Annotated in this window: 21 protein-coding genes and 1 pseudogene; 12 read left to right on the top strand and 10 right to left on the bottom strand. The window is 43.7% G+C overall.

What is annotated here, in order from left to right; translation table 11 throughout:
* Positions 1 to 2: 2 nt before the first annotated feature.
* The 3 genes from BJP34_RS47285 (at position 3) to BJP34_RS11460 (ending at position 3,302) form a co-directional block, all read left to right on the top strand.
* Positions 3 to 1,721, top strand: a complete 1,719-nt coding sequence (locus BJP34_RS47285) for a WD40 repeat domain-containing protein (RefSeq protein ID WP_418904158.1) — start codon at positions 3 to 5, stop codon at positions 1,719 to 1,721.
* An 899-nt stretch (positions 1,722 to 2,620) separates the two neighbouring features.
* Positions 2,621 to 3,082: a PIN domain-containing protein gene (locus BJP34_RS11465; protein WP_070392464.1), complete on the top strand. Its 462-nt coding sequence runs from the start codon at positions 2,621 to 2,623 to the stop codon at positions 3,080 to 3,082.
* Positions 3,083 to 3,092: 10 nt separating this feature from the next.
* Positions 3,093 to 3,302: a hypothetical protein gene (locus BJP34_RS11460; protein ID WP_070392463.1), complete on the top strand. Its 210-nt coding sequence runs from the start codon at positions 3,093 to 3,095 to the stop codon at positions 3,300 to 3,302.
* Positions 3,303 to 3,418: 116 nt separating this feature from the next.
* Here BJP34_RS11460 and BJP34_RS11455 read toward each other — a convergent pair.
* From BJP34_RS11455 to BJP34_RS11445, 3 genes and pseudogenes are all read right to left on the bottom strand, one after another.
* Positions 3,419 to 4,213, bottom strand: a pseudogene (locus tag BJP34_RS11455) (alkaline phosphatase family protein); the annotation flags it as partial.
* A 260-nt stretch (positions 4,214 to 4,473) separates the two neighbouring features.
* Positions 4,474 to 4,728 (bottom strand): hypothetical protein, encoded by a 255-nt coding sequence (locus BJP34_RS11450; RefSeq protein ID WP_149030921.1) that lies wholly within the window; start codon positions 4,726 to 4,728, stop codon positions 4,474 to 4,476.
* A gap of 20 nt (positions 4,729 to 4,748) precedes the next feature.
* Positions 4,749 to 5,456 carry an esterase-like activity of phytase family protein gene (locus BJP34_RS11445; RefSeq protein ID WP_070392460.1) on the bottom strand — a complete coding sequence of 236 codons (708 nt, stop codon included), beginning with the start codon at positions 5,454 to 5,456 and terminating at the stop codon, positions 4,749 to 4,751.
* A 9-nt stretch (positions 5,457 to 5,465) separates the two neighbouring features.
* On the opposite strand from BJP34_RS11445, the gene BJP34_RS11440 reads away from it, so the two are divergent.
* Positions 5,466 to 6,296 (top strand): Rpn family recombination-promoting nuclease/putative transposase, encoded by an 831-nt coding sequence (locus tag BJP34_RS11440; RefSeq protein WP_070392459.1) that lies wholly within the window; start codon positions 5,466 to 5,468, stop codon positions 6,294 to 6,296.
* Positions 6,297 to 6,614: 318 nt separating this feature from the next.
* Here the strand turns inward: BJP34_RS11440 and tsf are convergent, their stop codons facing one another.
* The 3 genes from tsf to alr form a co-directional block, all read right to left on the bottom strand.
* Positions 6,615 to 7,271, bottom strand: coding sequence for a translation elongation factor Ts (gene tsf / locus BJP34_RS11435; protein WP_070392458.1), 657 nt, complete (start codon positions 7,269 to 7,271; stop codon positions 6,615 to 6,617).
* Positions 7,272 to 7,429: 158 nt separating this feature from the next.
* Entirely contained in the window at positions 7,430 to 8,260 is an 831-nt protein-coding gene (gene rpsB / locus BJP34_RS11430; protein ID WP_070392457.1) for a 30S ribosomal protein S2, read from the bottom strand.
* A gap of 406 nt (positions 8,261 to 8,666) precedes the next feature.
* Positions 8,667 to 9,893 carry an alanine racemase gene (alr, locus tag BJP34_RS11425; protein WP_149030920.1) on the bottom strand — a complete coding sequence of 409 codons (1,227 nt, stop codon included), beginning with the start codon at positions 9,891 to 9,893 and terminating at the stop codon, positions 8,667 to 8,669.
* A 769-nt stretch (positions 9,894 to 10,662) separates the two neighbouring features.
* On the opposite strand from alr, the gene BJP34_RS11420 reads away from it, so the two are divergent.
* The 4 genes from BJP34_RS11420 (at position 10,663) to BJP34_RS11410 (ending at position 14,313) form a co-directional block, all read left to right on the top strand.
* Positions 10,663 to 11,175, top strand: a complete 513-nt coding sequence (locus BJP34_RS11420; protein ID WP_070392456.1) for an inorganic diphosphatase — start codon at positions 10,663 to 10,665, stop codon at positions 11,173 to 11,175.
* A 769-nt stretch (positions 11,176 to 11,944) separates the two neighbouring features.
* On the top strand, positions 11,945 to 12,856 hold the full coding sequence (locus tag BJP34_RS11415; RefSeq protein WP_070392455.1) for an MBL fold metallo-hydrolase: 912 nt from the start codon (positions 11,945 to 11,947) through the stop codon (positions 12,854 to 12,856).
* 220 nt (positions 12,857 to 13,076) lie between these two features.
* Positions 13,077 to 13,232 carry a hypothetical protein gene (locus tag BJP34_RS42965; protein ID WP_158517138.1) on the top strand — a complete coding sequence of 52 codons (156 nt, stop codon included), beginning with the start codon at positions 13,077 to 13,079 and terminating at the stop codon, positions 13,230 to 13,232.
* A gap of 802 nt (positions 13,233 to 14,034) precedes the next feature.
* Positions 14,035 to 14,313, top strand: coding sequence for a hypothetical protein (locus BJP34_RS11410; protein ID WP_070392454.1), 279 nt, complete (start codon positions 14,035 to 14,037; stop codon positions 14,311 to 14,313).
* A gap of 178 nt (positions 14,314 to 14,491) precedes the next feature.
* On the opposite strand, the gene BJP34_RS11405 is transcribed toward BJP34_RS11410, so the two are convergent.
* Positions 14,492 to 15,535: a hemolysin family protein gene (locus BJP34_RS11405; RefSeq protein ID WP_070392453.1), complete on the bottom strand. Its 1,044-nt coding sequence runs from the start codon at positions 15,533 to 15,535 to the stop codon at positions 14,492 to 14,494.
* A gap of 96 nt (positions 15,536 to 15,631) precedes the next feature.
* On the bottom strand, positions 15,632 to 16,228 hold the full coding sequence (locus BJP34_RS11400) for a glyoxalase-like domain protein (protein ID WP_070392452.1): 597 nt from the start codon (positions 16,226 to 16,228) through the stop codon (positions 15,632 to 15,634).
* A gap of 424 nt (positions 16,229 to 16,652) precedes the next feature.
* Here BJP34_RS11400 and BJP34_RS11395 point away from each other — a divergent pair, with 424 nt between their 5' ends.
* Both BJP34_RS11395 and BJP34_RS11390 read left to right on the top strand, forming a co-directional pair.
* Positions 16,653 to 17,318 carry a sigma-70 family RNA polymerase sigma factor gene (locus BJP34_RS11395; protein WP_070392451.1) on the top strand — a complete coding sequence of 222 codons (666 nt, stop codon included), beginning with the start codon at positions 16,653 to 16,655 and terminating at the stop codon, positions 17,316 to 17,318.
* Positions 17,319 to 17,405: 87 nt separating this feature from the next.
* On the top strand, positions 17,406 to 18,461 hold the full coding sequence (locus tag BJP34_RS11390) for a tetratricopeptide repeat protein (protein ID WP_070392450.1): 1,056 nt from the start codon (positions 17,406 to 17,408) through the stop codon (positions 18,459 to 18,461).
* Here the strand turns inward: BJP34_RS11390 and BJP34_RS11385 are convergent.
* A complete protein-coding gene (locus BJP34_RS11385) occupies positions 18,451 to 18,972 on the bottom strand; it encodes a 2TM domain-containing protein (RefSeq protein WP_324611048.1) in 522 nt (173 codons plus the stop codon). The two genes, BJP34_RS11390 and BJP34_RS11385, sit on opposite strands and share 11 nt — an antisense overlap.
* 90 nt (positions 18,973 to 19,062) lie before the next feature.
* Here BJP34_RS11385 and BJP34_RS39375 point away from each other — a divergent pair, with 90 nt between their 5' ends.
* Positions 19,063 to 19,263 (top strand): hypothetical protein, encoded by a 201-nt coding sequence (locus tag BJP34_RS39375; RefSeq protein ID WP_149030919.1) that lies wholly within the window; start codon positions 19,063 to 19,065, stop codon positions 19,261 to 19,263.
* A 155-nt stretch (positions 19,264 to 19,418) separates the two neighbouring features.
* The gene (locus BJP34_RS11380; protein ID WP_070392448.1) at positions 19,419 to 20,546 is read left to right on the top strand and encodes a site-2 protease family protein; all 1,128 of its coding nucleotides are present in this window, start codon (positions 19,419 to 19,421) and stop codon (positions 20,544 to 20,546) included.
* A 94-nt stretch (positions 20,547 to 20,640) separates the two neighbouring features.
* Here BJP34_RS11380 and BJP34_RS11375 read toward each other — a convergent pair whose 3' ends face one another.
* Positions 20,641 to 22,077 (bottom strand): URC4/urg3 family protein, encoded by a 1,437-nt coding sequence (locus BJP34_RS11375; RefSeq protein ID WP_070392447.1) that lies wholly within the window; start codon positions 22,075 to 22,077, stop codon positions 20,641 to 20,643.
* Positions 22,078 to 22,087: the final 10 nt, after the last annotated feature.

Here is a 22,087-nt window from a genome sequence, read left to right as displayed (position 1 = left end):
GGTTGTCGGACACAGAATCCGGTCAACTGCTCTATACCTTCCAAGGTCCTACAGGTTTTGTAATTGCGATCGCCTTTAGTCCAGATGGCAAAAAGATTCTCAGTGGGAGTGACGACAACACAGTGCGGTTGTGGGACACAGAATCCGGTCAACTGCTCCATACACTAGAAGGTCATACAAGTAGTGTCAATGCGATCGCCTTTAGTCCAGATGGTAAAAAGATTATCAGTGGGGGTGGTGACCACACAGTGCGGTTGTGGGACACCGAATCCGGTCAACTTCTCAATACTTTGGAAGGTCATACCAGTTCTATCACTGCGATCGCCTTTAGTCCAGATGGTAAAAAGATTATCAGTGGGAGTTCGGACGGCACAGTGCGCTTGTGGGATACTGAATCGGGTCAACTTCTCAATACTTTGGAAGGTCATAAAGATTATGTCCATGCGATCGCATTTAGCCCAGATGGCAAACAGATTTTCAGTGGGAGTTTAGACAACACCTTGAGGTTATTGGACATAGATTCCGGTCAATTTCTCCAGACCTTAGGAGGTTCTACAGAGGTCACTGATATCGCCTTTAGTCCAAATGGTAAAAAGATTCTCAGTGGGAGTAACGACGGCACAGTGCGGTTGTGGGACACTGAATCCGGTCAATTTCTCCATGCTTTGGTCCATACTTTGGAAGGTCATATACGTCGTATCTCAGATATCGCCTTTAGCCCAGATGGCAATAAGATACTCAGTGGGAGTTCGGACGGCACAGTGCGGTTGTGGGACACCGAATCTGGTAAACCTATCCATACCTTGGAAGGTCATACAGATTATGTCCATGCGATCGCATTTAGCCGAGATGGGAAAAAGATTCTCAGTGGCAGTGACGACAAGACAGTGCGGTTGTGGGACACACAATCCGGTCAACTGCTCCATACCTTAGAAGGTCATACCGGTTCTATCACTGCGATCGCCTTTAGCCCAGATGGTCAGAAGATTCTCAGTGGGAGTTTGGACAACACAGTGCGGTTGTGGGACACCGAATCCGGTCAACTTCTCCATACCTATCAAGGTCATACACGTCGTATCTCAGATATCACCTTTAGTCCAGATGGCAAACAGATTCTCAGTGGGAGTGAGGACAACACAGTGCGGTTGTGGGACACCGAATCCGGTCAACTTCTCCATACCTTGGAAGGTCATACAAGTTTTGTCACTGATATCGCCTTTAGTCCAGATGGCAAACAGATTCTCAGTGGTAGTCAGGATAACACAGTGCGCTTGTGGGATAACGAATCGGGTCAACTTCTCCATACCTTGGAAGGTCATACAAGTCGTGTCACTGATATCGCCTTCAGCCCAGATGGCAAACAGATTCTCAGTGGCAGTTGGGACAAAACAGTGCGGTTGTGGCGGGCTGGAAATTGGAAAGATTGGTTAAAAGACGGATGTGATCAGCTACAATTTCATCCTGACCTCGTTGCGCCTAAAAATAATAAAGCAGGAGAAGCTTGTCTTAAGCATGCCAGTTGGGAAGATAAAACCAAAGCAGAATTTATGGTGAGACAAGGTCGGGCTATTTTACAAAAAGAGCCAAATCTCAAGAGTGCTGTTAAAAAATTCAAAGAAGCGCAAAAACTCTATCCTGATATTGACCTCAATCCATTAACAAAGGAAATAGATAAAGACCCCAAAACAGTAGCGCAACAGTTAGCCCCAGACTCGAAATAATCACATGCCTGTCCACAGAAAAATGAAGTAGGTACTCAAGCCATGGCCTAAAGGCCACGCTACGCGAACGCCTTATCGGGTACCTACCAAGCAAATATACTACCATTACAGCCGAAATCTTGGATAGATTATCGGCTACTTTGCGCTGCATCAAGACAGGGAATCAGCCTCAAATAAAGCACTACACATTACATTAAGGTGTAAGACATGGGTACTGATTCGGCTATTACCACCGATGCCACCAGTCGTTTTCGCTCGGTTCCGCTACTGTTGTGATGCCAAAGGTTATTCGCAGACCCTGAAACAGCTGGTGCCTGATGCTAAGTTTCTAATAGTTTTAGATAGAAGTCTCTTCTGTCAAACTGGGGTCAAACCCTGATTTTTCCTAGGCTGAAATGACGCCAATTCGTTCGATTGTCCCAAAATGACGGCCTTCATCCTTAATGTCTTGATAAATTACAGACTGCTGCAGGTCAGAACTTGCAGGTATTATCGAACATTAAACGATTATATCAGAGTGCCAGTCTCAGGGATTCTGCTGGATGGGGACTTTCCTGAAGTAGTGCGATTGACCTGCATGTCACGCTACGCTCCGGAAGCTTCGCTTCCGCGCTTATGCGATTGGCCGTAGGCCACGCGGGGCGCGTTCGCTTTCTCGAAACTTTTGTTACATAAATGCGTTCGCTTTTAGCGTGACCTACGGTCAATCGCTTTTAGCGTGGCCTACGGCCAATCGCGCAGCGGCTCCAAACGCGCCCCGCGTGGCCCAAAGGCCAAGGAGCATCGCTTCTTTCAACTTTGAAGGGAATGACTCGACATCGATGAAATGGGGATCGAATGCTAAACTTAAGCTATTGATTGCAATTCCCTTCGAGGTATGATTAAACCAAGGGGTAGTAATGGCTGAATCTTACTTAATTTATCTTGATGTTTGTTGCTTAAATCGTCCTTTTGATGATTGGCGACAAGATAGAATTCGATTAGAAGGACAAACAATTCTAGATATTTTTAAGCGGTTTTCTTCAGAAGAATGGAAGCTGGTAAGTAGTGAAGCTATAGAAGCAGAATTAAACCGAATGGTTAATCTTGACAAACTAGACAGGATTAGAAAATTATTACAGGTTGCTGAAAATAAAATAATTTTAACCGAGGAAATAGATAAACGTTCTCAAGAAATAGAAAAGTTAGGCTTTGGTTTGTATGATTCTTTTCATATTGCTTGCGCTGAAACGGCTAAGGTAGATGTCTTATTGACAACGGATGATAGATTGCTCAAGAAAGCAATTAAGTATAGCCATCTCTTAAAAGTAAAATTAGATAATCCTGTCACTTGGTTAATGAACACTTTTGTATTAAAATAAAATAACAACAATGACACCAATTGAATTAAGACAAAAAGGGTATTATGCCTTAGTTAAGGAATTAGGGCAAGTTGATGCAATTCGTTTTTTACAAGATGTAGGATGGGGTTTTGGTGATTATACTCAAGAACGTCAACAGTCTCTAAAAAATGTGACAAGATCTGATTTTTGGCAAGACATTCAAGAAATTAGAGCCAAAAAAGACCTTGAAAATCAATGATTCTGTTGCAGCCAGCGAACGCGCCCCAAAAACTGTTGGTACGAAAGGGGAGCAGGTCAAAATTGTAGAACAGATGAACTATATACTATCACAGCAAGCTAAAACACATTACGGGGCTATAGCTTGAGTACAAATGTTCTGCATAAGTGACATGCTCCCTCGGGTTGAGACTCAAGAAGAGATGTTCCATCAAATTCACCGCCTTCAATATCCAAATGATCAAGAACAGTGGGTACAACATCAGTTACAGGTGCAACGGAAGAATCATCTAGTTCTTTATTAGATGCAATAAAAGTCGTTCTTTCCGAGTCAGTTTGTCCACCGTGATCAAAGCCTTCTGATGGTTCGCGACCATGATCTGTAGTTACAATCACTAACCAATCTTCATCGGGATATGCTGCTTCTCTTTCTTCTACCGCATCAAGAATTGTCCCCACATGACCATCAGCCATAGTAATTGCTTCTAAATATTCGGTATAAAAACCAAAATTGTGAGCCACAACATCAACGTTATCGAGATGAACGAAGGTATAAGCTGGCCCTTCTTTTAAGATTAAATCGGCTACAGTTTGCGCAATAATATTATCTTGAGCCAGTTGATCATCAGTGGGTTCTGGTGCGGTCAATTCAAAATCAACAATTGAATTAATATCTTCCTCAAAATAAGCATTGATTAGACCCCAGTTAACCACAGAAGCAATATAGTTATCGGGATCGTCATTATGAACGTATTCAAAAATGCTAGGATAGTCTGGCTTAGCTCTTAATGTATCGTCATTGGAAACAATACCGTGCTTGTTTGCCCAAACACCTGTTAATAAACTGCCCCAACCTGGACCACTAAAGGTTTGTTGTTCTGTTTCTGTTCCTTGAATCCCTCCTGTGAAAGACTCTATAATATTTAAACTGTCAAGATATGGTGTAGGAGTTTCGTCTAGTTTTTATAACTGCGCTCCATCAATACCGATGACAATAGCTTTCTTCTCAGTCATTGACTTTTATAAAAAAAATAGTAAAAAAACATTTTTATTTGACTATATTTGCCTGATTTATTTAAGAAAGTATCATGAATTTAGCAAAAAAATAAAATAATATTAATTGTCAATGAAATATAAAAAAAAGGTGGGTTTTCCCCCACCTTTGGCTTATCCAGATATGATAAATTTAGGATTTAGACAAAAACGAAATAATCTTGATTAGCAACAAGATCAGCCGAGAGATTAGTAACAATAGCTAAGTCACTGCCATTGGCAGAAATTACTGCTCCCAAATCCCCATCGGTAATGGTGAGATCATCAAAACCAATACCCAAACCAGCAATACCAATCACATCTTCGCCACTGAAAAAGTCAGTAATGATGTTAGCGCTATCAGGAATTTCAGCAGAAGCAATCCAGAATTGGTCTGCACCTGCGCCCCCAGTCATGGTATTGTTACCACCAGAGGTCACAAAGAAACGATCTGCACCTTCTGCACCAAAAACGCGTTCGCTTTTAGCGTGGCCGTAGGCCAATCGCGCAGCGGCTCCAAAGGAGCATCGCTTGTTCCTAAAATAACAGTATCGTCACCGTTACCAGCATAGATACGATTATTTCCATCAGCCAAAGAAGCATCAATGATATCGTTACCTTCCCCAGCAAAAACTAAGTTATTGCTACCAGTTAGTTCTAAAGCATCTGCTTCTAACGTACCAAAAATTTGTTCTTTAGTCTCACTGGCAGGAGCAATATCTAACGCAAAAGCAAAGAGCTGAGTAGCAGGAGTTTCCGGGTCAAAGTCGTTATCACTAACCACAATTAAGGATTGACGACCATCGGGTAAAACTGGACCTAAGGCTAAACCTTCAAAATCATCGAGATTAGTCCCAAGATCATTAAAATCTACCAGCAGTTGTTTTTCGGCTACAACAATATCTCGACCTTTCAAGCTTGGCAATTTACTGACATCAGTAGCATTTTGAGCCGATACTAAATAGAGCTTGTTTTGGTTTAAGCCAGTGTCGTCAAAATACCTTTCTAAGGCTAAGAAGGTTCCAGCATTATCTAAGGCTAATAATTCTGCTAAACTGTTAGTACGATCTACCTCATCAGGGGTACCTTCAGGAGCATTAGCATATAATATTGGCCAGATAACCCAAATACCAGTTCCTTCCAATGCTAACCAATGCGCACTGACAGCCTATTTTATAAAGTGTTCCAAACCCTCCCTGGTACTTTCTTTGAACTCCTGGAAGAAAACTCTCAACTAGCACAAAACTATAATTTTAAGGCCATCGAACTCAAAGAACTCGCCAAACGCACCGACGGCGTATTTCTCCCCAAACGAGATGGCGACCCTATTTATTTCCTAGAAGTCCAATTTCAGAAAGATGAGGACTTGTACTACCGCCTCATGCAAGAAGTGTTTGTCTACTTAGGACAAAATCGCTGGCAGCATAGTTGGCAAGCGGTAGTATTTTGGGCTAAGCGCAGCTTGGATACAGGGATTCCCAGATGTTACGATGGCGAAGTCCAAACAGGATATCTGCGCTCACTTTACCTCGATGAAACTCCAGACACCTCAGACTCAATCGGATTGGGACTGGTACGCCTGGTAGTAGAACCAGAGACCAATGTCCAACACAGAGTACAGCAACTGGAAAGATGTGCGAGGGCTCTACCAGTAGCACAGCAAAGAAATGCGATAGAATTAGTAGAACAAGCCTTAGTGTATAAATTTCCTGAACGTCCCTGGAGGGAATTAGAAGCGATGTTTGGACTTACTGAATGGAAACAGACCAGATTTTATCAGGAAGTGAATGCTGAAGGTCGCATCACTGAGGCACAGATTTTGGTCATGCGTCTGCTGAAAAAACGATTCCCAGAAATGACCGAGGAAATAAACAACTTAGTTCAAGGTTTGTCTTTGTCAAATTTGGAAGGGTTAACAGATATTATTTTTGAGTTAAAAAGTTGGGAAGATTTCTTGAGTTGGTTGTCACGAGTAGACCAATAATGCTCACATGGAGTTGATACCAGTCATACTCTAGAAATGCTGTGAAAAAAACTCCCAACTTTACAATGCCTTGAACACCTGGTTAGGTCAAGTCTGCCCTTGGAGCCATCAGGGCCATCTGACGACTTGCCTGTGAAAGCGTTGTGATTGGTTCCATACGGGGGCATTGAACCCCCGGGTGGAACCGCGCATCCCTCTCAAACCAAATCAAAGATTATGGTGTGAGAGCAATGCTAAACTAGCTGATATTCCCTATCTCCGACATCAGTGAAGGGTGTTGATCAAGATCTTGGGTGAAGCTCAAAGGTAAGCTTTGGTTTAAGAGCCCATCTGGGCAGCAACTTCTTCAGCAAAGTTGCTTTCTTCCTTTTCTATACCTTCACCCAAGACGTAGCGAGTGAAACGACGCACTTGGATGTTTTCACCCAACTGGGCAACACATTGCTTGACTAATTCTTCCACTGTGATGCTTTGATCACGAATGTAAGGTTGATCCATCAACGAGAGTTCTTTAAGGCGTTTGTCAATCCTACCCTGAACAATTTTCTCTTTGATGTTTTCTGGCTTTTTGCCTAGGTCATCCCTACCCATTTCAATGTCTTTTTCTTTTTGAACAATCTCTTGAGGGATGTCATCGACCTTCACGTATTCAACGTTAGGGCAAGCTGCTACTTGCATGGCGACGTTCTTGACTAGGGCTTGGAACTCGTCGCGCCGGGCAACAAAATCGGTCTCGCAGTTAATTTCTACGAGTACACCGACTCGACCACCAGTGTGGATGTAGCTGCCGATAATTCCTTCTGCTGCCACACGACCGGATTTTTTCTCAGCTGAGGTAATGCCTTTTTTACGCAGCCATTCTATAGCTTTGGCCGTGTCTCCGTCGCTTTCTACGAGCGCTTTTTTGCAATCCATCATGCCAGCGCCGGTTTTTTCCCGTAGCTCTTTGACAAGTTTTGCTTTAATTTCCGCCATGTTGTTTTTGTTCCTACTGTTAGTGAAACTGATTACACCGTGATATGTTCCCACACTACTCGATCTGTGAGTATGGGCTTACCAGCCCACGCTGAAAGCTAGTTGATTTTTATCAAAGGGTAAATTCAGCGTGGGGGTTCAAACTCGAAGACAACTAACTATTCTTGCTCAGTATCCTGGTTATCTCCTTGATCTACGGATTCAATTTGCTCACTTTGTTCAGTCTCTTGAATTTCCTCCTCGTCTGGGAACTCCTCTAATCCCTCTTCAAATTCTTCGTATTCATATTCCTCTGCAGTATCTAGCTGACCATGACGGCCTTCGTAAATGGCATCAGCCAGTTTACCTATGATTAGCTTAATCGACCGGATCGCATCGTCATTAGCTGGAATCGGAATATCGGCTAAATCAGGGTCACAGTTTGTATCTAATAGTGATACAATCGGTAGACTTAGCTTTTCACATTCCAAAATAGCGTTGTACTCCCGCTTTTGGTCTATGATTATGACTATGTCGGGAACCTTACGCATCATTTTGATGCCACCTAGATACTTCTGAAGCTTACCTAGTTCCCGGCGCAGCATAGACCCTTCTTTTTTTGGCAGTAAGTCAAGGGCACCACTGGTTTCCCGACGCTCTAAATCTTTCAGTCGCTCCACCCTGGTCTTAATTGTTTCCCAGTTGGTGAGCATACCACCTAGCCAGCGCTGGTTAACATAGTAGGCACCACAACGGCTTGCCTCTTGGGCAATAATTCCAGCCGCTTGCCGCTTAGTACCGACAAACAGAAATCTTTTCCCCTGCTCTGATGAGGTGCGGATATAGTGATAAGCGTCCTCCATCAGCTGAGCTGTCTGTACCAAGTCAATGATGTGGACACCATTGCGAGCAGTGTAAATGTAAGGATCCATCTTGGGGTTCCATCGGCGAGTCTGGTGACCAAAGTGAACCCCTGACTCTAGCATTTCAGCTAAAGAAACTACAGGCATAATTTTTTAACTCCTAATTCGGGTTTAACCTCCATCCAGGTGGATTTCCCTTTAGAAACACCCGAAACCCTGGATGTGCGATGTTTATAAAACCCCTTTAGGGTAACACATTCTGACTCCCTGATGGCAAAGGGATGGCATGGATAAATTTTATTTTAATAACATTAAAGTTGTTAATTGGTAAGCTATCAGCTATCAGCTATCAGCTATCAGCTATCAGCTATCAGCGGTCAGCGATTAGCGCACGCTACACCGAACAGCGATCAGCCATTGGCCGTAGGCCAGGGTACTTGAGGTGCTTTTGAATAAAATAAGCACCTCAAGCAGCGTGAGCTTTAGCTCACGGCTGTTCCCTTAGCGTGGCCAAAGGCTGACCGCTGACCGCTGACCGCTGACGGCTGACGGCTTACCCTACTACTACACGGGGTAGTCGGTGCTTAAAACCACAAATAATTTCCCAGGAAATGGTGCCTAAAGCCATAGCCCAGTCATCTGCTGAGATTTGCTCTTCCCCATCCTGTCCAATTAAGGTAACTATTTCCCCAACTTGTATATTAGGAATATCACTAACATCGAGCATGAGCTGATCCATTGTAATTGCGCCAATCTGAGGAACTTGCTGCCCTTGGATGATGACATTGATGCGATTGGAAAGATTTCGGGGAACACCGTCAGCATAACCAATACCCACTACGGCTACACGCATCTGTCGATTTGAAATAAATTGATGGCCATAGCTGATACCAGTGCCAGGGGGAATAGTTTTAATTTGGGTAATCCGGGCTTTTACCTGCATCACTGGCTTGAGGTGAATAACCTTTTGAAGATACTCTGCTGGGTAGAGACCATAGACGGCTAATCCTACACGCACCCAATCGTAGTGCAATGCTGAGTCGGTTAAGGTGGCAGCGGAATTCGCCAAGTGTAATCGGGGTGGAGTTATGCCACCAGCCTGCAATTGTGCGATCGCGTTTTTAAACCTTTCATGCTGCTGTCTCATCACTGTGGGATCAGGACTATCAGCAGTAGCTAGATGGGAATAGACACTAGCTATTTCCAAGTTAGGTAATTGTTGGACTAGGCGTACAAACTCGATAGCATCTTGCCAAGGCATTCCCAAGCGAGACATCCCTGTATCTAGTTTCAGATGCACTGGCAGGGTTTGGTTTAGACCACTCAAGGTTTCCGAAAACACTAAAGCTTGTTGAGGATTACACAGAGTTGGTTCCAATTGCCAGTGAGCGATCGCTTTGACTTGTTCTGGGGTATTAGTCGCTCCCAACAAGAGTATAGTGGCCTTAATTCCCCCTTGCCTGAGTTGAATCCCCTCTGATACAGTAGCAACACATAGCCCCCCAGCACCAGCCTCTATCGCTGTGCGGGCAACGGTTAGAGCACCATGGCCATAGGCATCGGCTTTCACCACTGCCATTAGTTGGGTAGGATGGCGCAAAAGCTGCTGTATTTGCCGTAAATTTTGATAAAGAGCAACTTGATCAATTTCCGCCCAGGCTCGTTGGCGTAATCCAGGATAGAACGGGTCAGTTAGGCAGTCAGTATCATCCCGTAGGATTTGTGTGACAGATTCCGACTGTAATGGTGTTATACCAATCCTCTGCTGAAGCTCTCCCATAGGACTTCACTCCTCAATCACTCAGACATTACACACTCACACATTACACACTATAGGTCGAATGGCGCTTGTGAAGTACCCCAACCTGCTTCGCTGAGGTTGGGGCTTCCAATTCTCAGGTCAATTCAGGGACGGTCTTATTCGTCTTTCGGCAAAGCCGACGCTACGCGAACAGGGTTTCCCGCTTCATCCGCCGATGCCTCAACCAGAGGCGCGCGCCTGCTAGCATTGGTCTTACTCAGCGTCCACAGGCAGACATCCGCCTTCCGCAGACGTATATTTTTACGACAGACTTACCTTGGAATTACAGCACTGTGGCTAACCAGCTGGGGCAAGTCTCTTCCCTGGCTATGCTAGTACTTTGTATACCTGCGGGTCTAACCAACTGATCAGAAATTAGACCGTTTGTCAGGTAGCCTTTTAGTCATCCAGGCGGGTCAGCGACCAACTTTATTATAACCATTATCGTCGTGATTTGTCGTATCGCTATCCATCCCCACCCTGGCCTACGGCCAGGGTGGGGATGGATAGCAAATCTTGTTAAAAGTTGCTGTGAGATGTCACAATGTTCCACGGGGCTATTAGTTCAATATAGCTGGCATTGAACGGCACCCTGCTCAGGATAATCTGATCGGTTGGCTATTCTACCTACCTAAAAAATCCTGAACTATGGGATTTGTCTGGGTAAGTATTAAAGCAGCTATTAGGATGTCTTAAGCACTAAAGATGAGATAACCCACATCTGCTGTTTTTTTGAAACATATAGTTCATGGATTTATCAAAGATTCCTGCTCAACCTAAACCAGGTCTGATCAACGTTTTAATTGAAATTCCCGCAGGTAGTAAAAATAAGTATGAGTTTGACAAGGATCTAGAAGCCTTTGCCCTGGACCGGGTACTTTATGCATCGGTACACTACCCCTATGATTACGGCTTTGTGCCTAACACTCTAGCAGATGATGGTGATCCTCTTGATGGTATGGTCATAATGGATCAACCTACGTTCCCTGGTTGTGTCATTACCGCTAGACCAATCGGGATGCTGGAAATGATCGATGGAGGTGATCGGGATGAAAAAATTCTGTGTGTTCCTGACAAGGATCCTCGCTACGCTGAGGTAAAAACTCTCGAAGATATAGCCCCCCATCGGTTGGATGAGATTGCTGAATTTTTCAAGACATACAAAAATCTGGAAAAGAAAGTTACCGAAATTTTAGGATGGAAAGATCTTGATCACGTAATGCCTTTGGTGGAAGAGTCGATCAAAAACTATAACAAGTAGGGACTGATCAAGTGGGAACTCATCGGTGAGATGAGTTCCACGAGAGTTTCTTTTCTTAGGCTAATGGTTGATGCTAGAAAGCTAGCAAGGCGATTAGCCATTCTGTGTTTTAAGGGCAAGCAGAACAAAAAAGCCCCCAACCTTACTAGAGTAGGGTCAGGGAGTGATACCAACAGAAACTAAATTATATTACCCTGTTAGGTGAGGAGATAACCGGGTGAGGATGGGATGGGGTGAGCAGTTGTAATTGACATGGGCATAAACTGATCTTTTGGTTTAGCTGTCGAGGTTAAGCTATCAGCAAATGGGCTGACTTCCGATAGATTAAAGCTGACCGATCAAGGGATAAACGATGCAATACCCAGTTCCCATTATGATTGATTGATTGAATTAATTTGATGCATGTGTGACATAGGTCACAAACTGTTTGTTCCTAAATCCGTTAAAATTAACCAACACTTAAGATACAGTTAAGATAAAGCATAACTGTATCTTAACTTGTTTCGGGGGGCTGAACGGTTCGAGATTAGAGATATGACTAAATTACTGGGGCTGTTGTGCTTGCTTTCCCCCATCTAATTACTCTTAATGTATGCAATTTGGTGTATGCAATTTGATGTATGCAATTTGATGTATGCAATCGGCCCGCTTTAACAGAAATTAGTGGTTAACCACAGATGGTTACTTAATAGTACCTGAGTATCCTCTAGTGGGAATCTACCAATGGGAATAATTCCTAACTTAGGTTCACTTAATTCATAGATTCAACATGCAAAATCTAGTAGCACCCAAACTAGGCCAATATAAGGCTAAGCCCAACCTAAACAATGGTACTGGAGGGGATATGAGCGTCCGATTTTGGGGCGTTAGGGGTCAAATTTCTGCTCCTGGAACAGATACCATTCGCTATGGTGGCAATACATCTTGTGTAGAAATGCGTGTTGGTAGAAAACGCTTAATCTTTGACGGTGGCAGTGGTTTGCGGGTGCTGGGAAATCATTGGCTTAAGGAAATGCCCATAGAAGCTCACATTTTTTTTTCCCATAGCCATTGGGACAGCATTCAAGGATTTCCCTTTTTTACTCCTGCGTTTATTCCTGGTAACTGTTTTCATCTCTATGGAGCAGCAGCACCTGATGGGGCGTCCATCGAACAGTGTCTAGGTCAGCAAATGATTCCTCCAAATTTTCCAGTGCCCCTTCAGGTCATGCAGTCAGATCTGAAATTTCATGGGCTGAAGTCAGGTCATACAGTAACCCTAGATGATGTAACTGTGGAGGCTGTGCTTCTTAATGACTCACATCAAGCAATGGGTTATCGGGTAAACTGGCAAGGATATGCTGTTGTATACGCCACTAGTCACTCCCATGGTTGGGGTGGCATTGATGAAAATTTACGATACCTATCCCGTCAGGCAGATTTGCTAATTTTGAATACTCCCTTTCCCCTCAAAGAAGATGATCTGCTTAATTATTCACCTTTGATTTGGCAAGATGACCGTTGGCAAACTGGGATAGTAACGGCAAAGGTTGCAGGTGTTAAGCGCATAGTTATGTCTCGTTATCATCCTGACTATAATGATGATTATCTCGACAGACTACAAAATCAACTCCAGTCTTTCTCTCCTCATCACTTACTGGCTCGGGAGGGGATGGTTTTGCCTGTTTGTTCAAGGGTATAGATGATTAGGTATGACTATAGTGCTGGAATTTTAGATAAATTTGTGGAATTATATTGCTCACTATATTGCCTTAACAGGTGTTGTTAAGACGTGATCACATTGGTCTGAATAGAATTAGGTAGTTTTGATATTCCCCAGAATGCGATGCTCCTTGGCCTTGGCCTATGGGCCACGCGGGGCGCGTTTGGGCCACGCGGGGCGCGTTTGGAGCCGCTACGCGATGCTCTGGAAGAGCCGCTACGCGATGCTCTGGAAGAGCCGCTACGCGAACGCACTCTGGGGAATGCTATTGGTTATTACTCGCTTTCGGGGTACTGATACTGAACGGAATGGTTCAGACTGGTGGTTGTTGGTTACTGGAAATTCCTCTAGTTAAGTTTTCGATTAGATTAGCGCAATCCTTTAATATATAGCGCTATAGTTAAGCCTTCGTCCTGTCAGATAAATATATTTCGCAATACTTTAAAAAATACTTTTAAAGATGTCTATTTGATCAGCTTGATCAGCTGGCTTGGGGCAAGTGATTGGGGAAAACGCTACCTCTATCAGGCAATCCCTATGCCCAAAAAAAAAGAGAGCCACGTTTTTGACTCTCTCGATCATCAGGGTGCATCTACTAATTAAAATTTATCACAAATAATGAGGGGTGTGACCCCTCATCGCAAAAATCAGCCAAATGGCTGATACCAATGGGCTAAATACCTGTACTATATTACCTGTCCCATATACAGTATCTTGCCTTTTTGGCTGATTTTTGGCTCAATTCCACCGTATAAGCCCAAAAATGGGGTCTTAAAGCCTATCCTATAGGACAGAAATCCAGATTGGTGAGCATTCAAGGTGATGTGGAATTTGTCAAGAGGATTGAGAGCAAATTGACAGAAGCGATCGCGTGGGTCGCAGAGATAATCTCAAGCTTGTGCCAGTGGTAAGATAACCAAAAACTGAGGTCAATAGTTATCAGTTAGTAGAGGTACACAACCGTGGATCTCTATAGTGGATCTCTATAGTAGTAACCAGCAGGAGAGTCTGTTGACTGAAGTGATGCTCTAGAAAAGACTTCAAATCCTAGGTACTTGGGTTGTGGAATCGTTCAGAGGTTTGGATTAAATTTCCTGAAACTCTAGATTACCTTAAGTAGTGGGTATTAGAATTAACTTAAGTTACACCCTTGTCTGATGAAATTTGCTACTATTGCCCAAGCTAAGAGAATAATAATCTTTATACTAACGTTTTGCTTAAGTGGGTGTTTTCCTCAACTTGATCAAATACTCAGAAATCCATCTTGTAGGAAAGCTGAAGAAGTTGTCAAAACAGCCCAAAATCAATTCAATAGTATAGTGTTTAATGTGACCGTAGAAAGTACCGATCAAGAAACCATTGAAAAGCTATACTCACAATTTAAAACTCTTGAAAAGTCAGAAGAACAAGCTTATAAAATATGTCACAAAACCTAGCTCATTTTTTTTATTTATATAGCTTTATTTAAAGGGAACAGGGAACAGGGAACAGGGAACAGGGAACAGGGAACAGGGAACAGGGAACAGGGAAAGGAGAGCAGCGATGCATCGCTTTTTTTCTCAATCCTATGTTTACATCTCAAATAAAAATGCTCTATTTATTCTTTTCCGGAAACTAATCCTGATCAAGCCCATAAGATTGCAACATTTTTTCTCGCCGTTTACGAGCAATTGCTTGTAGATCAATGTTTCGATCAGTCTCATCAACAATTTCACCGGTTAGCACTTCCAGTACATCTTCCAGGGTGACTACACCAGAAACACCCCCATATTCATCCAGTACAACCATCAGATGTTCACGGGTTTGCTGAAAGGTTTTCAGTAGCTTATCAGCCCGAACAGTTTCAGGTACAAAGCGGACTTGACGAATCAGAGAAGCAAGGGGTTGGTTATGTTTGTCTTCAATGATTGCTGTGAGTAACTCATCTTTGAGAGCAATTCCAATAACTTTATCAATAGAGTCTTCAACCACAGGCATCCGGGTGTGAGGCGAAGCAATAATGCTTGGTTTAGCGTCAGCCAAAGTGGTATTACCATGTAAATAGGTAGTTAGGATTCGTGGAGTCATTAAATCAGATGCAGTCAAATCATTTAACTGAAATACTCGTTGGATCATTTCTGCTTCATCATCTTCAATGACCCCTTCTTGATACCCAACCTTGGCTAAAAACCGGATTTCCGCCTCATTGGTGGTAGGAAGTTTTTGACCTTTAGTAAACGGAGCAGTAATTTTTTCCATCAACCACACCAGAGGCGTAAACACAACGGTTAAGAACCGAACTGGTAGAGCCACGAGTAGGGCGATGTTTTGGGCGTAGATCTGACCAAGGGTTTTCGGGACAATTTCCCCAAATACAATAATGAGAAAGGTAAATAGACCTGAAAAAACCCCCAACCAAGCCTCTCCTAAGACCCTAGCAGCAAGGGAACCAATTACGATGCTGCCAACAATGTTGAAGGTGTTGTTGAGAATAACAATGGTAGCTATGGGCCGATTCATATTTTTGCGAATCGCCAGTAGTGCTAACACTGCAGGCTTGTTTGACTGCGCTAATTGTCGGACTTTAACAGTAGGCACTGAAAACAAAGCGGTTTCTGCCATAGCACAGATGGCTGAACCGAACAGAACGATAAGTACTGCGATAATGACTTTAAACATGGTAAATGTGATTAGGCGTAAAACCTTAGGCTGGTGCGCTACGCGCAATTGTTACCCGCCTAATCCCTGATTAACTCACCATTATTGATTTAACCGCTAATTAGAAACTTCTGCCAGTTCAATTACACGATCGTCTACATCCTTGACCAAAAAGTTAAGGGGCTTGAGGGTGCGCACTTTGTATTTCAGCCGTCTCATCTGCACCAGCATCAAAACTTGATCCAAGCACTCATGGTCAAAGCACACGTGACGTTGTTGGTTTTTATTGCCCAAGCTAGCTCCGGAAATCACATGGAGCTGGGTATTCTTCTTTAACTGGTACCATAACCCATCAGTACCACTGAACTGGGTAGCTTGGGTGGTGCCCAGATTGGTTGACATATATAGGGGATCAATGCTGGTACTGCCCATGGTCTGCTCGTAATTATAGTAGTAATGTAGGGGGACTTCTGCTGCGGATAACTCTAGCAAGCCTTCATAAAACTGTCGCGCTATTGCCAAATCAGACACCATGATGGTGTGAACTTTTGGAGCGCTGGTCAAAAACATCCACATGGCAAAGGCATAGGCGGCTAGGAGCATTACCATGATGCCTTGAGTGGAAAACAGGCTATCTAAAGGCAAAGAGGGTAAAAATGCGCCAAGAGGCAGGGGTGAAGTTAGCCAGGAAATAATATCAACTGATAGAATCATAAACTTAAACAGAGTTAGCAACTGGATAAATTAGTTTAAAGGTCCTTATGAACTTTTTGTCCAATCGTAGGTAATATTATTACCATCAGACATTGAGGTGCGACCCTAGGGCGCGAGCAATCCCTCGCGCCCTAGGAGGCGCGCACCTTGGCGATGGCCTTTGGGCCACGCTACGCGAACGCTTTTTCTCGATTTTAGCTTCAACTGAAGGAGCATCGGAGCACCAAAGGTTGTAGACTTGGTATCGTCATCCATCTCCTTCATCTTGAGGTCTAGTGCAGACCTAGGATATTAGGTCCCGACATTGATCTACTCCAATGCCAGTTAACCATCGGCATTTCCCCTTTCTCAAGATGAGGGGGTTGTGGTGAGATCAGGATGCATCTAGTCTAATTCTCCTAATTACAGCTTTTATTGAAAGATTGTGCAAATTCCCAATTTTCCTGAATCTAAGCATCCACTTATTAAATCACTGTTTCATCATAGTGATCAGGAATTGCTGACTTTGTTTCAGCGTCATCGGTCTGAAGGGAAGTACTTTACAGCAATTTTCTGTCGCTACAGTCCTATTGTCTATACATTAGTGCGCCACTCAGCGCGATCGCCTGTACAGGCGGAATATCTATTTGCTCTGACTTGGCGTCACATCTATCACGAACTGGGTGGCATGGATTTGCGGGAGGATTATGGACTAGAGTCAACCTCCTTCCAAAACCAGATTATAAACCTAACGGCGGTTTGTATTAACCAGGCAGACTTGCCACCAGTGGAGTCTATTCACTATAACCTCAACGTAGCACCACCACCCTTGTGGTGTTATCTGGAAATGGCATTGGAACAGCTACCACCAGCGGTGCGGTTGATGGTAATCATGGCTCAGACCTTTCACTGGAGTGAAACGCGAATTGCGGCTTATCTGCAAGCGGAGGGAGAAATGATTACTCCAGCTCAGGTGAGAAAAGAACTTCAAGAAGGCTATGAACTGTTGGAAGCTGCTTTACCCGAGGATATTCGGGTGGTCTATCTGGGGGTCGAAGCTAAGAATCGAGAAGAGTCTGATCTCTTTGCAGTACCGGTTTTGAGCGAATAAGGGGCGGTTAGTTTGCACCCTTGATTGGGGTACTTTGATCATAACTTCGATAATAGCAGAAACGTTGATCAAACGGAGTCTTTTGGTATGGCGAATCGTAGCAGGTTGGTGACTAGTCTTTGCGGAATCATAGCGCTAGCCTTTACCCCCTTGGTAATGTTGCCATGCCCGATGGCTTGGGGTCAGACTCGGAGCATTGACCAACAACTGGCAATCCCTTTAGACAATCTTCGTGACCGCAAAGCAAGAAATCGGGCAGATTTTTTCCTGGAACAGTCAGAGCTGGCAAAACAGAGTGGTAACTTGAACGATGCGATCGCGTATTTGTCCCAAGCGGGAGAAATTTATCAGCAAATTGGTGACTTTGAGGGATTGGGTAAGACTTACAATTCCCTAGGTCAGACTTACGCTAAGTTGGGACGCTATCAAGATGCAGAGCGAGCCTTGCGCCGAGGCTTGGGTGCTGCTCGTTCTCAACAAAGTTTTCAGCCACAGATTTATAGTATAAATAATATTGGAATATTATTACTGCAAACGAGAAACCTCAAAGCGGCCCAGGAAGCTTTTACGGAAGCACTGACCATTTCCCGTACGATTAAGGATGATGACGGTGAAGGGTTGAGTCTGAATAATCTAGGCTTAGTGGCAGCTCAAGGGGGAAACTATCCCGAGGCGATTAAGTGGTATGAAGCTGCTCTAGTTTTACGGCGTCGCTCTCGGGATAAGTTAGGTGAGACGAATATCCGGAATAATTTGGGAGATGCGTATCTCGCCGCTAGACAGGAAAAAGATGCTTTGTATTCTTACCGCATTGCCCAGATACTGGCTGAAAAAGTTGACAATGTTTTCAATCAGATTCGTGCTATTAAGGGTATAGCGTTAACCCATATTGCTACAGGTAAGAATCGGCAAGCGGTGAAAGCACTAAAGGAATATCTGGCTTTGGCACAAGAACAAAACAATCGCCGTGAAGAGCTTGTTGCTCTAAAGTTGTTTGCCCAGTTATACCAAGACACTGGTAATTGGTTAGAAGCTCGGGCTTTTTATGAAAAAGCGATCGCAGTGGCTCATGCTTTAGGAGATATTCAGGAAGAAACATTGTTAATCAGCGATTTAGCTCAAATTATTTATGTTACTCCTTAGTCATTAGTCCTTGGTCTTGAATCCAGTTTTTGAGACTAGTATACGTTGATTGGGCGATCTGTTTTACCTGGTTTTGAAGTTTCCATTTTTGGAAAGCTCTTTCGTAGTCATCGCCCTGTATTTGATAAGTATTCCAGGCTCTGAGTGCTATCCACAAACCCCAGAACAATAAAATATATAAAGACCAAGACAGGTAACCAACGTTAATTAGATTAATCGCCAACAAAAAACTATTAACGATTACAAACTTTCCAAAACTTTTTTTAAATTGGCTACGTCGGTAGCTATTGAATTCATGACGTTTTTGCTCTTCTTGTTGCTGGGCTAGCCATTCTCGTTCGGCTTCCAAGAGAGTGTGGATTGAAATCCCTAATTCAGAAGCAATTTCTACCAACTGTTCACGGGAAAAATCTTCAACCATTTCCTGACGTGCCAGGGCTAGATTGAGGATTTGCTGGATATCTTGTTGGTTGTAAGAGTGGGTGATTTTGGTTTCAAAGACGGACATCATTTAGTCAGTTTAACTAGTAGGAAGGGGGGTAGTGCTTAAAGAAGATGTTGCTCTAAACACGCTTGAGCGGTGCTTAATTTTATTATGCCGATGGAAACACAGAGGGGTCAAACCACCTGCATTCCTAAAACCGCACTAAGCGTGGACGGATTTTACGGCATTTTAGCAATCGGCAAATCTTTTACATTTCGTTACGATAGAACCATGAAAGACGAAACTACTATCGAGTTGCTTGAAGGTAGGTTAATTGTTCATTGCTCTTGGTTGATTGTTGATTGGCAAAAGCGATAAACCCTTTACTGCCAAGGATAACTGGCAATGGTATCATAGTTTATTTTTCATGAACTATGAATCATGAACTGTTAACCATGAACCATAACCTATCTACTACCTTATAAGCCAACTTGGTATAAAAAAACGTCTTAGGAGAGTTTGAGGTAGTCTGCATGAACGGCAGTATTCGTGTTGGGAATTTATTTGGCATTCCCTTTTATGTGAATCCAAGCTGGTTTCTAATCTTAGCTTTAGTTACCTTTGATTTCGGAGGTGACTTAGCAAATTTTTCAGGATTGAGCGGTGTTTTGCCATGGTTTTTAGGATTTGTTACGGCACTTTTGTTATTTGCCTCTGTCTTAGCTCATGAACTAGGACACAGCTTTGTAGCGATCCAGCAGGGAATTGAGGTTAAATCTATCACTCTCTTCCTATTTGGTGGTCTAGCTAGCCTGGAGAAAGAATCAAAAAGTCCACTAGAGGCGTTCTTAGTTGCGATTGCTGGTCCAGCTGTTAGTTTGCTACTATTTGCTCTACTAACTGCCGTTCAGGCTAATGCTAATCTAGCTAGTTCATTGGCATCAATTGTTGGACTCCTCGCCTCCATCAACTTGGCTTTAGCATTGTTTAACTTAATTCCTGGCTTACCACTAGATGGGGGTAACATCCTGAAGGCACTGGTTTGGCAAGTTACGGACAACCCACACAAAGGTGTGTTATTTGCTAGCCGTGTTGGTCAGTTCTTTGGTTGGGGAGGAATTATTTATGGAGTGCTTCCAATCCTGCTGTATGGTAGCTTTAATGGCATCTGGTTTGCCTTAATTGGTTTGTTCTTGCTCCAAAATGCTGGCATGTCGGCCCAATCTGCTATGGTTCAAGACCAGTTAGAGGGCTTGACAGCAGAAGATGCGGTCATTCCCAACAGCCCAATTGTATTCGCTGATTTGTCTCTAAGGGAGTTTGCTAACGAGTACATTATTGGTAAAAATCAGTGGCGCAAGTTTCTAGTAACTGATGAAGCGGGCCAACTGCTAGGAGTTGTAGTAGTGGATGATCTCAAAACTGTTCCTACCTCTAATTGGCCGGTGACTCCAGTAAGAGCACTGATGAAGCCTGTTAAGACTTTGAAAACTGTTCAATCGGACCATTCTCTGTTAGAGGTTGTCAAAATTATGGATAAAGAGCAGCTAGATCAGCTACCTATTGTTGGTGACAAGGGTGTACTGGTGGGAATTCTGGATACAGCTTCCATTCGCAGTATCCTCGAAGAACGAAAAAAGGCTATTGAGGGTAATGGGTAAAAGGTAATGGGTAATGGGTAATGGGTAATGGGTAACTGACCCAACTAGATCACCCAACTAGGCTTGAGTACCCAATTGAGCAAGTCAAATTTTCTCAAAAGACTGTGCCATCACTTTCTATCTGAATCGGGGAAGAGCCTCCTGGTCTCAATTGAGTAGCAATTCTACGTCCTGCTGTCCAAGTTCCTCCTTGTAAGACTTTTACTAGTGGCAATTCAGTAGCACTCAGGTTCAATTGTTGACGAATAGTTGCTGCTATTTGATCTAGCAAACTAACGGTGAGTGCTCGCCACTCAATAATCACTTCGGAGCTGGGTAAGTGAGACTGTTGTAAAATAGCGCTATCCTTGACTTCTAGTAATCCTAGATCTAAACATAAGCCCCCATTGCGATATTCTGCTAAGCCGGTCAACTGATCAAGTTCAGTAATCTCTAAACCCAGTTCTTGCAATGGCTCTAATAGAGAGTAAGTTAACCACTGGGAGAGTTTGTGAAATGGTACATACTCGGAACCGTAGTTATCCCCTTTGAGAGCAGAATGTTGCCACACATCCCCTAAATTGACCCCCGCGATGGATTCTCGTTTTGGCCAAATATCCCCTAATCCCTCCAGGACGGTGCTGAATAGGTTAGTGGCACTTAGAAGGTTGGCCGGTTCACAGGTTGCAGGTTGTAGGTTGGCAGGTTGTAGGTTAGCTGGTTGACAAGTTGCAGGTTGCTCCTGGAGAGGTTGTAAATCTGTAAGTGGCTTGACCAAGCTTTGGTTGTGTTGGCAACTTTCAAGGTTCAAGTTGCTATCGTGCAATCCCTTGGTAACCTGCAACTTATCTAGCAATTGGTAATTTACCAAGTAATTTACCAAGTAATTTACTAAGTTGCCAGGACGAGGATTGACTTTTCCAAACATCTGTGGTAATGAAACCATTGCTTTACCTAAGCGCTGTAGTAAAGCTAGCCTACCCTCTATACCTATGAGTGGATTGGTTTGACTGACCTGGAATCCCTGGGCTAAGTCATGGGCACTCAAGGATTGAAGTCCTTTGGCATCGACTTGCCAAGGTAGGTCTGGGTCGCTGGAGAAAGCTCCCTGACAGAACATGCGGAAACTAGCAACGGCTAATCCTTCGGAACGGCAAAACACTAGTCCGGTTTCTGGTTCATGATACTGCCAATTGCTGCCAGCCCCAGCATCGAGCAGGACGCTAATGATGACTAAGTCGAATTTGGTTTGGGCTTTTTGGAGTGAAGTGAATCCTGCCAATTTCTGGTCTAGTTCCTGAAGACGAGGGACATTTCCTACCTCAAAATGCCGCCAGCGACTATGAAATGGAATCTGGAAATCGGGGTAGTACTGCTGCATGACCTCGATGACATAGTTAGCTACTTGCTCTAGCTTGGTTAAATTGCAGCGAAAGTACTGCAACTGGTCAGCAGTAGCTAAGGTGAAAATGCGATCGCATCTCTCCCGAATTGCCCATGGGGTTCTTAAGTAAGCGATTAACTGCTGTTGTGCATTATCCACAGGTGACATAGGCAACAGG

Source organism: Moorena producens PAL-8-15-08-1 (assembly GCF_001767235.1).
GTDB classification, from domain to species: Bacteria; Cyanobacteriota; Cyanobacteriia; order Cyanobacteriales; family Coleofasciculaceae; genus Moorena; species Moorena producens_A.
This window is presented reverse-complemented; position numbering and strand designations above follow the sequence as displayed.

Bases quoted from the DNA above. Each gene is read 5' to 3' on its own strand.
- tsf (WP_070392458.1), bottom strand. From the start codon at position 7,271: ATGGCGGAAATTAAAGCAAAACTTGTCAAAGAGCTACGGGAAAAAACC.
- alr (WP_149030920.1), bottom strand. From the start codon at position 9,893: ATGGGAGAGCTTCAGCAGAGGATTGGTATAACACCATTACAGTCGGAA.
- BJP34_RS11405 (WP_070392453.1), bottom strand. From the start codon at position 15,535: ATGTTTAAAGTCATTATCGCAGTACTTATCGTTCTGTTCGGTTCAGCC.
- rpsB (WP_070392457.1), bottom strand. From the start codon at position 8,260: ATGCCTGTAGTTTCTTTAGCTGAAATGCTAGAGTCAGGGGTTCACTTT.
- BJP34_RS11440 (WP_070392459.1), top strand. From the start codon at position 5,466: ATGCGCACTGACAGCCTATTTTATAAAGTGTTCCAAACCCTCCCTGGT.
- BJP34_RS11380 (WP_070392448.1), top strand. From the start codon at position 19,419: ATGAACGGCAGTATTCGTGTTGGGAATTTATTTGGCATTCCCTTTTAT.
- BJP34_RS42965 (WP_158517138.1), top strand. From the start codon at position 13,077: ATGCTCTGGAAGAGCCGCTACGCGATGCTCTGGAAGAGCCGCTACGCG.
- BJP34_RS11450 (WP_149030921.1), bottom strand. From the start codon at position 4,728: ATGACTGGGGGCGCAGGTGCAGACCAATTCTGGATTGCTTCTGCTGAA.
- BJP34_RS11465 (WP_070392464.1), top strand. From the start codon at position 2,621: ATGGCTGAATCTTACTTAATTTATCTTGATGTTTGTTGCTTAAATCGT.
- BJP34_RS11375 (WP_070392447.1), bottom strand. From the start codon at position 22,077: ATGTCACCTGTGGATAATGCACAACAGCAGTTAATCGCTTACTTAAGA.
- BJP34_RS11415 (WP_070392455.1), top strand. From the start codon at position 11,945: ATGCAAAATCTAGTAGCACCCAAACTAGGCCAATATAAGGCTAAGCCC.
- BJP34_RS11385 (WP_324611048.1), bottom strand. From the start codon at position 18,972: ATGATGTCCGTCTTTGAAACCAAAATCACCCACTCTTACAACCAACAA.
- BJP34_RS11410 (WP_070392454.1), top strand. From the start codon at position 14,035: ATGAAATTTGCTACTATTGCCCAAGCTAAGAGAATAATAATCTTTATA.
- BJP34_RS39375 (WP_149030919.1), top strand. From the start codon at position 19,063: ATGGAAACACAGAGGGGTCAAACCACCTGCATTCCTAAAACCGCACTA.
- BJP34_RS11390 (WP_070392450.1), top strand. From the start codon at position 17,406: ATGGCGAATCGTAGCAGGTTGGTGACTAGTCTTTGCGGAATCATAGCG.
- BJP34_RS11420 (WP_070392456.1), top strand. From the start codon at position 10,663: ATGGATTTATCAAAGATTCCTGCTCAACCTAAACCAGGTCTGATCAAC.
- BJP34_RS11400 (WP_070392452.1), bottom strand. From the start codon at position 16,228: ATGATTCTATCAGTTGATATTATTTCCTGGCTAACTTCACCCCTGCCT.
- BJP34_RS11460 (WP_070392463.1), top strand. From the start codon at position 3,093: ATGACACCAATTGAATTAAGACAAAAAGGGTATTATGCCTTAGTTAAG.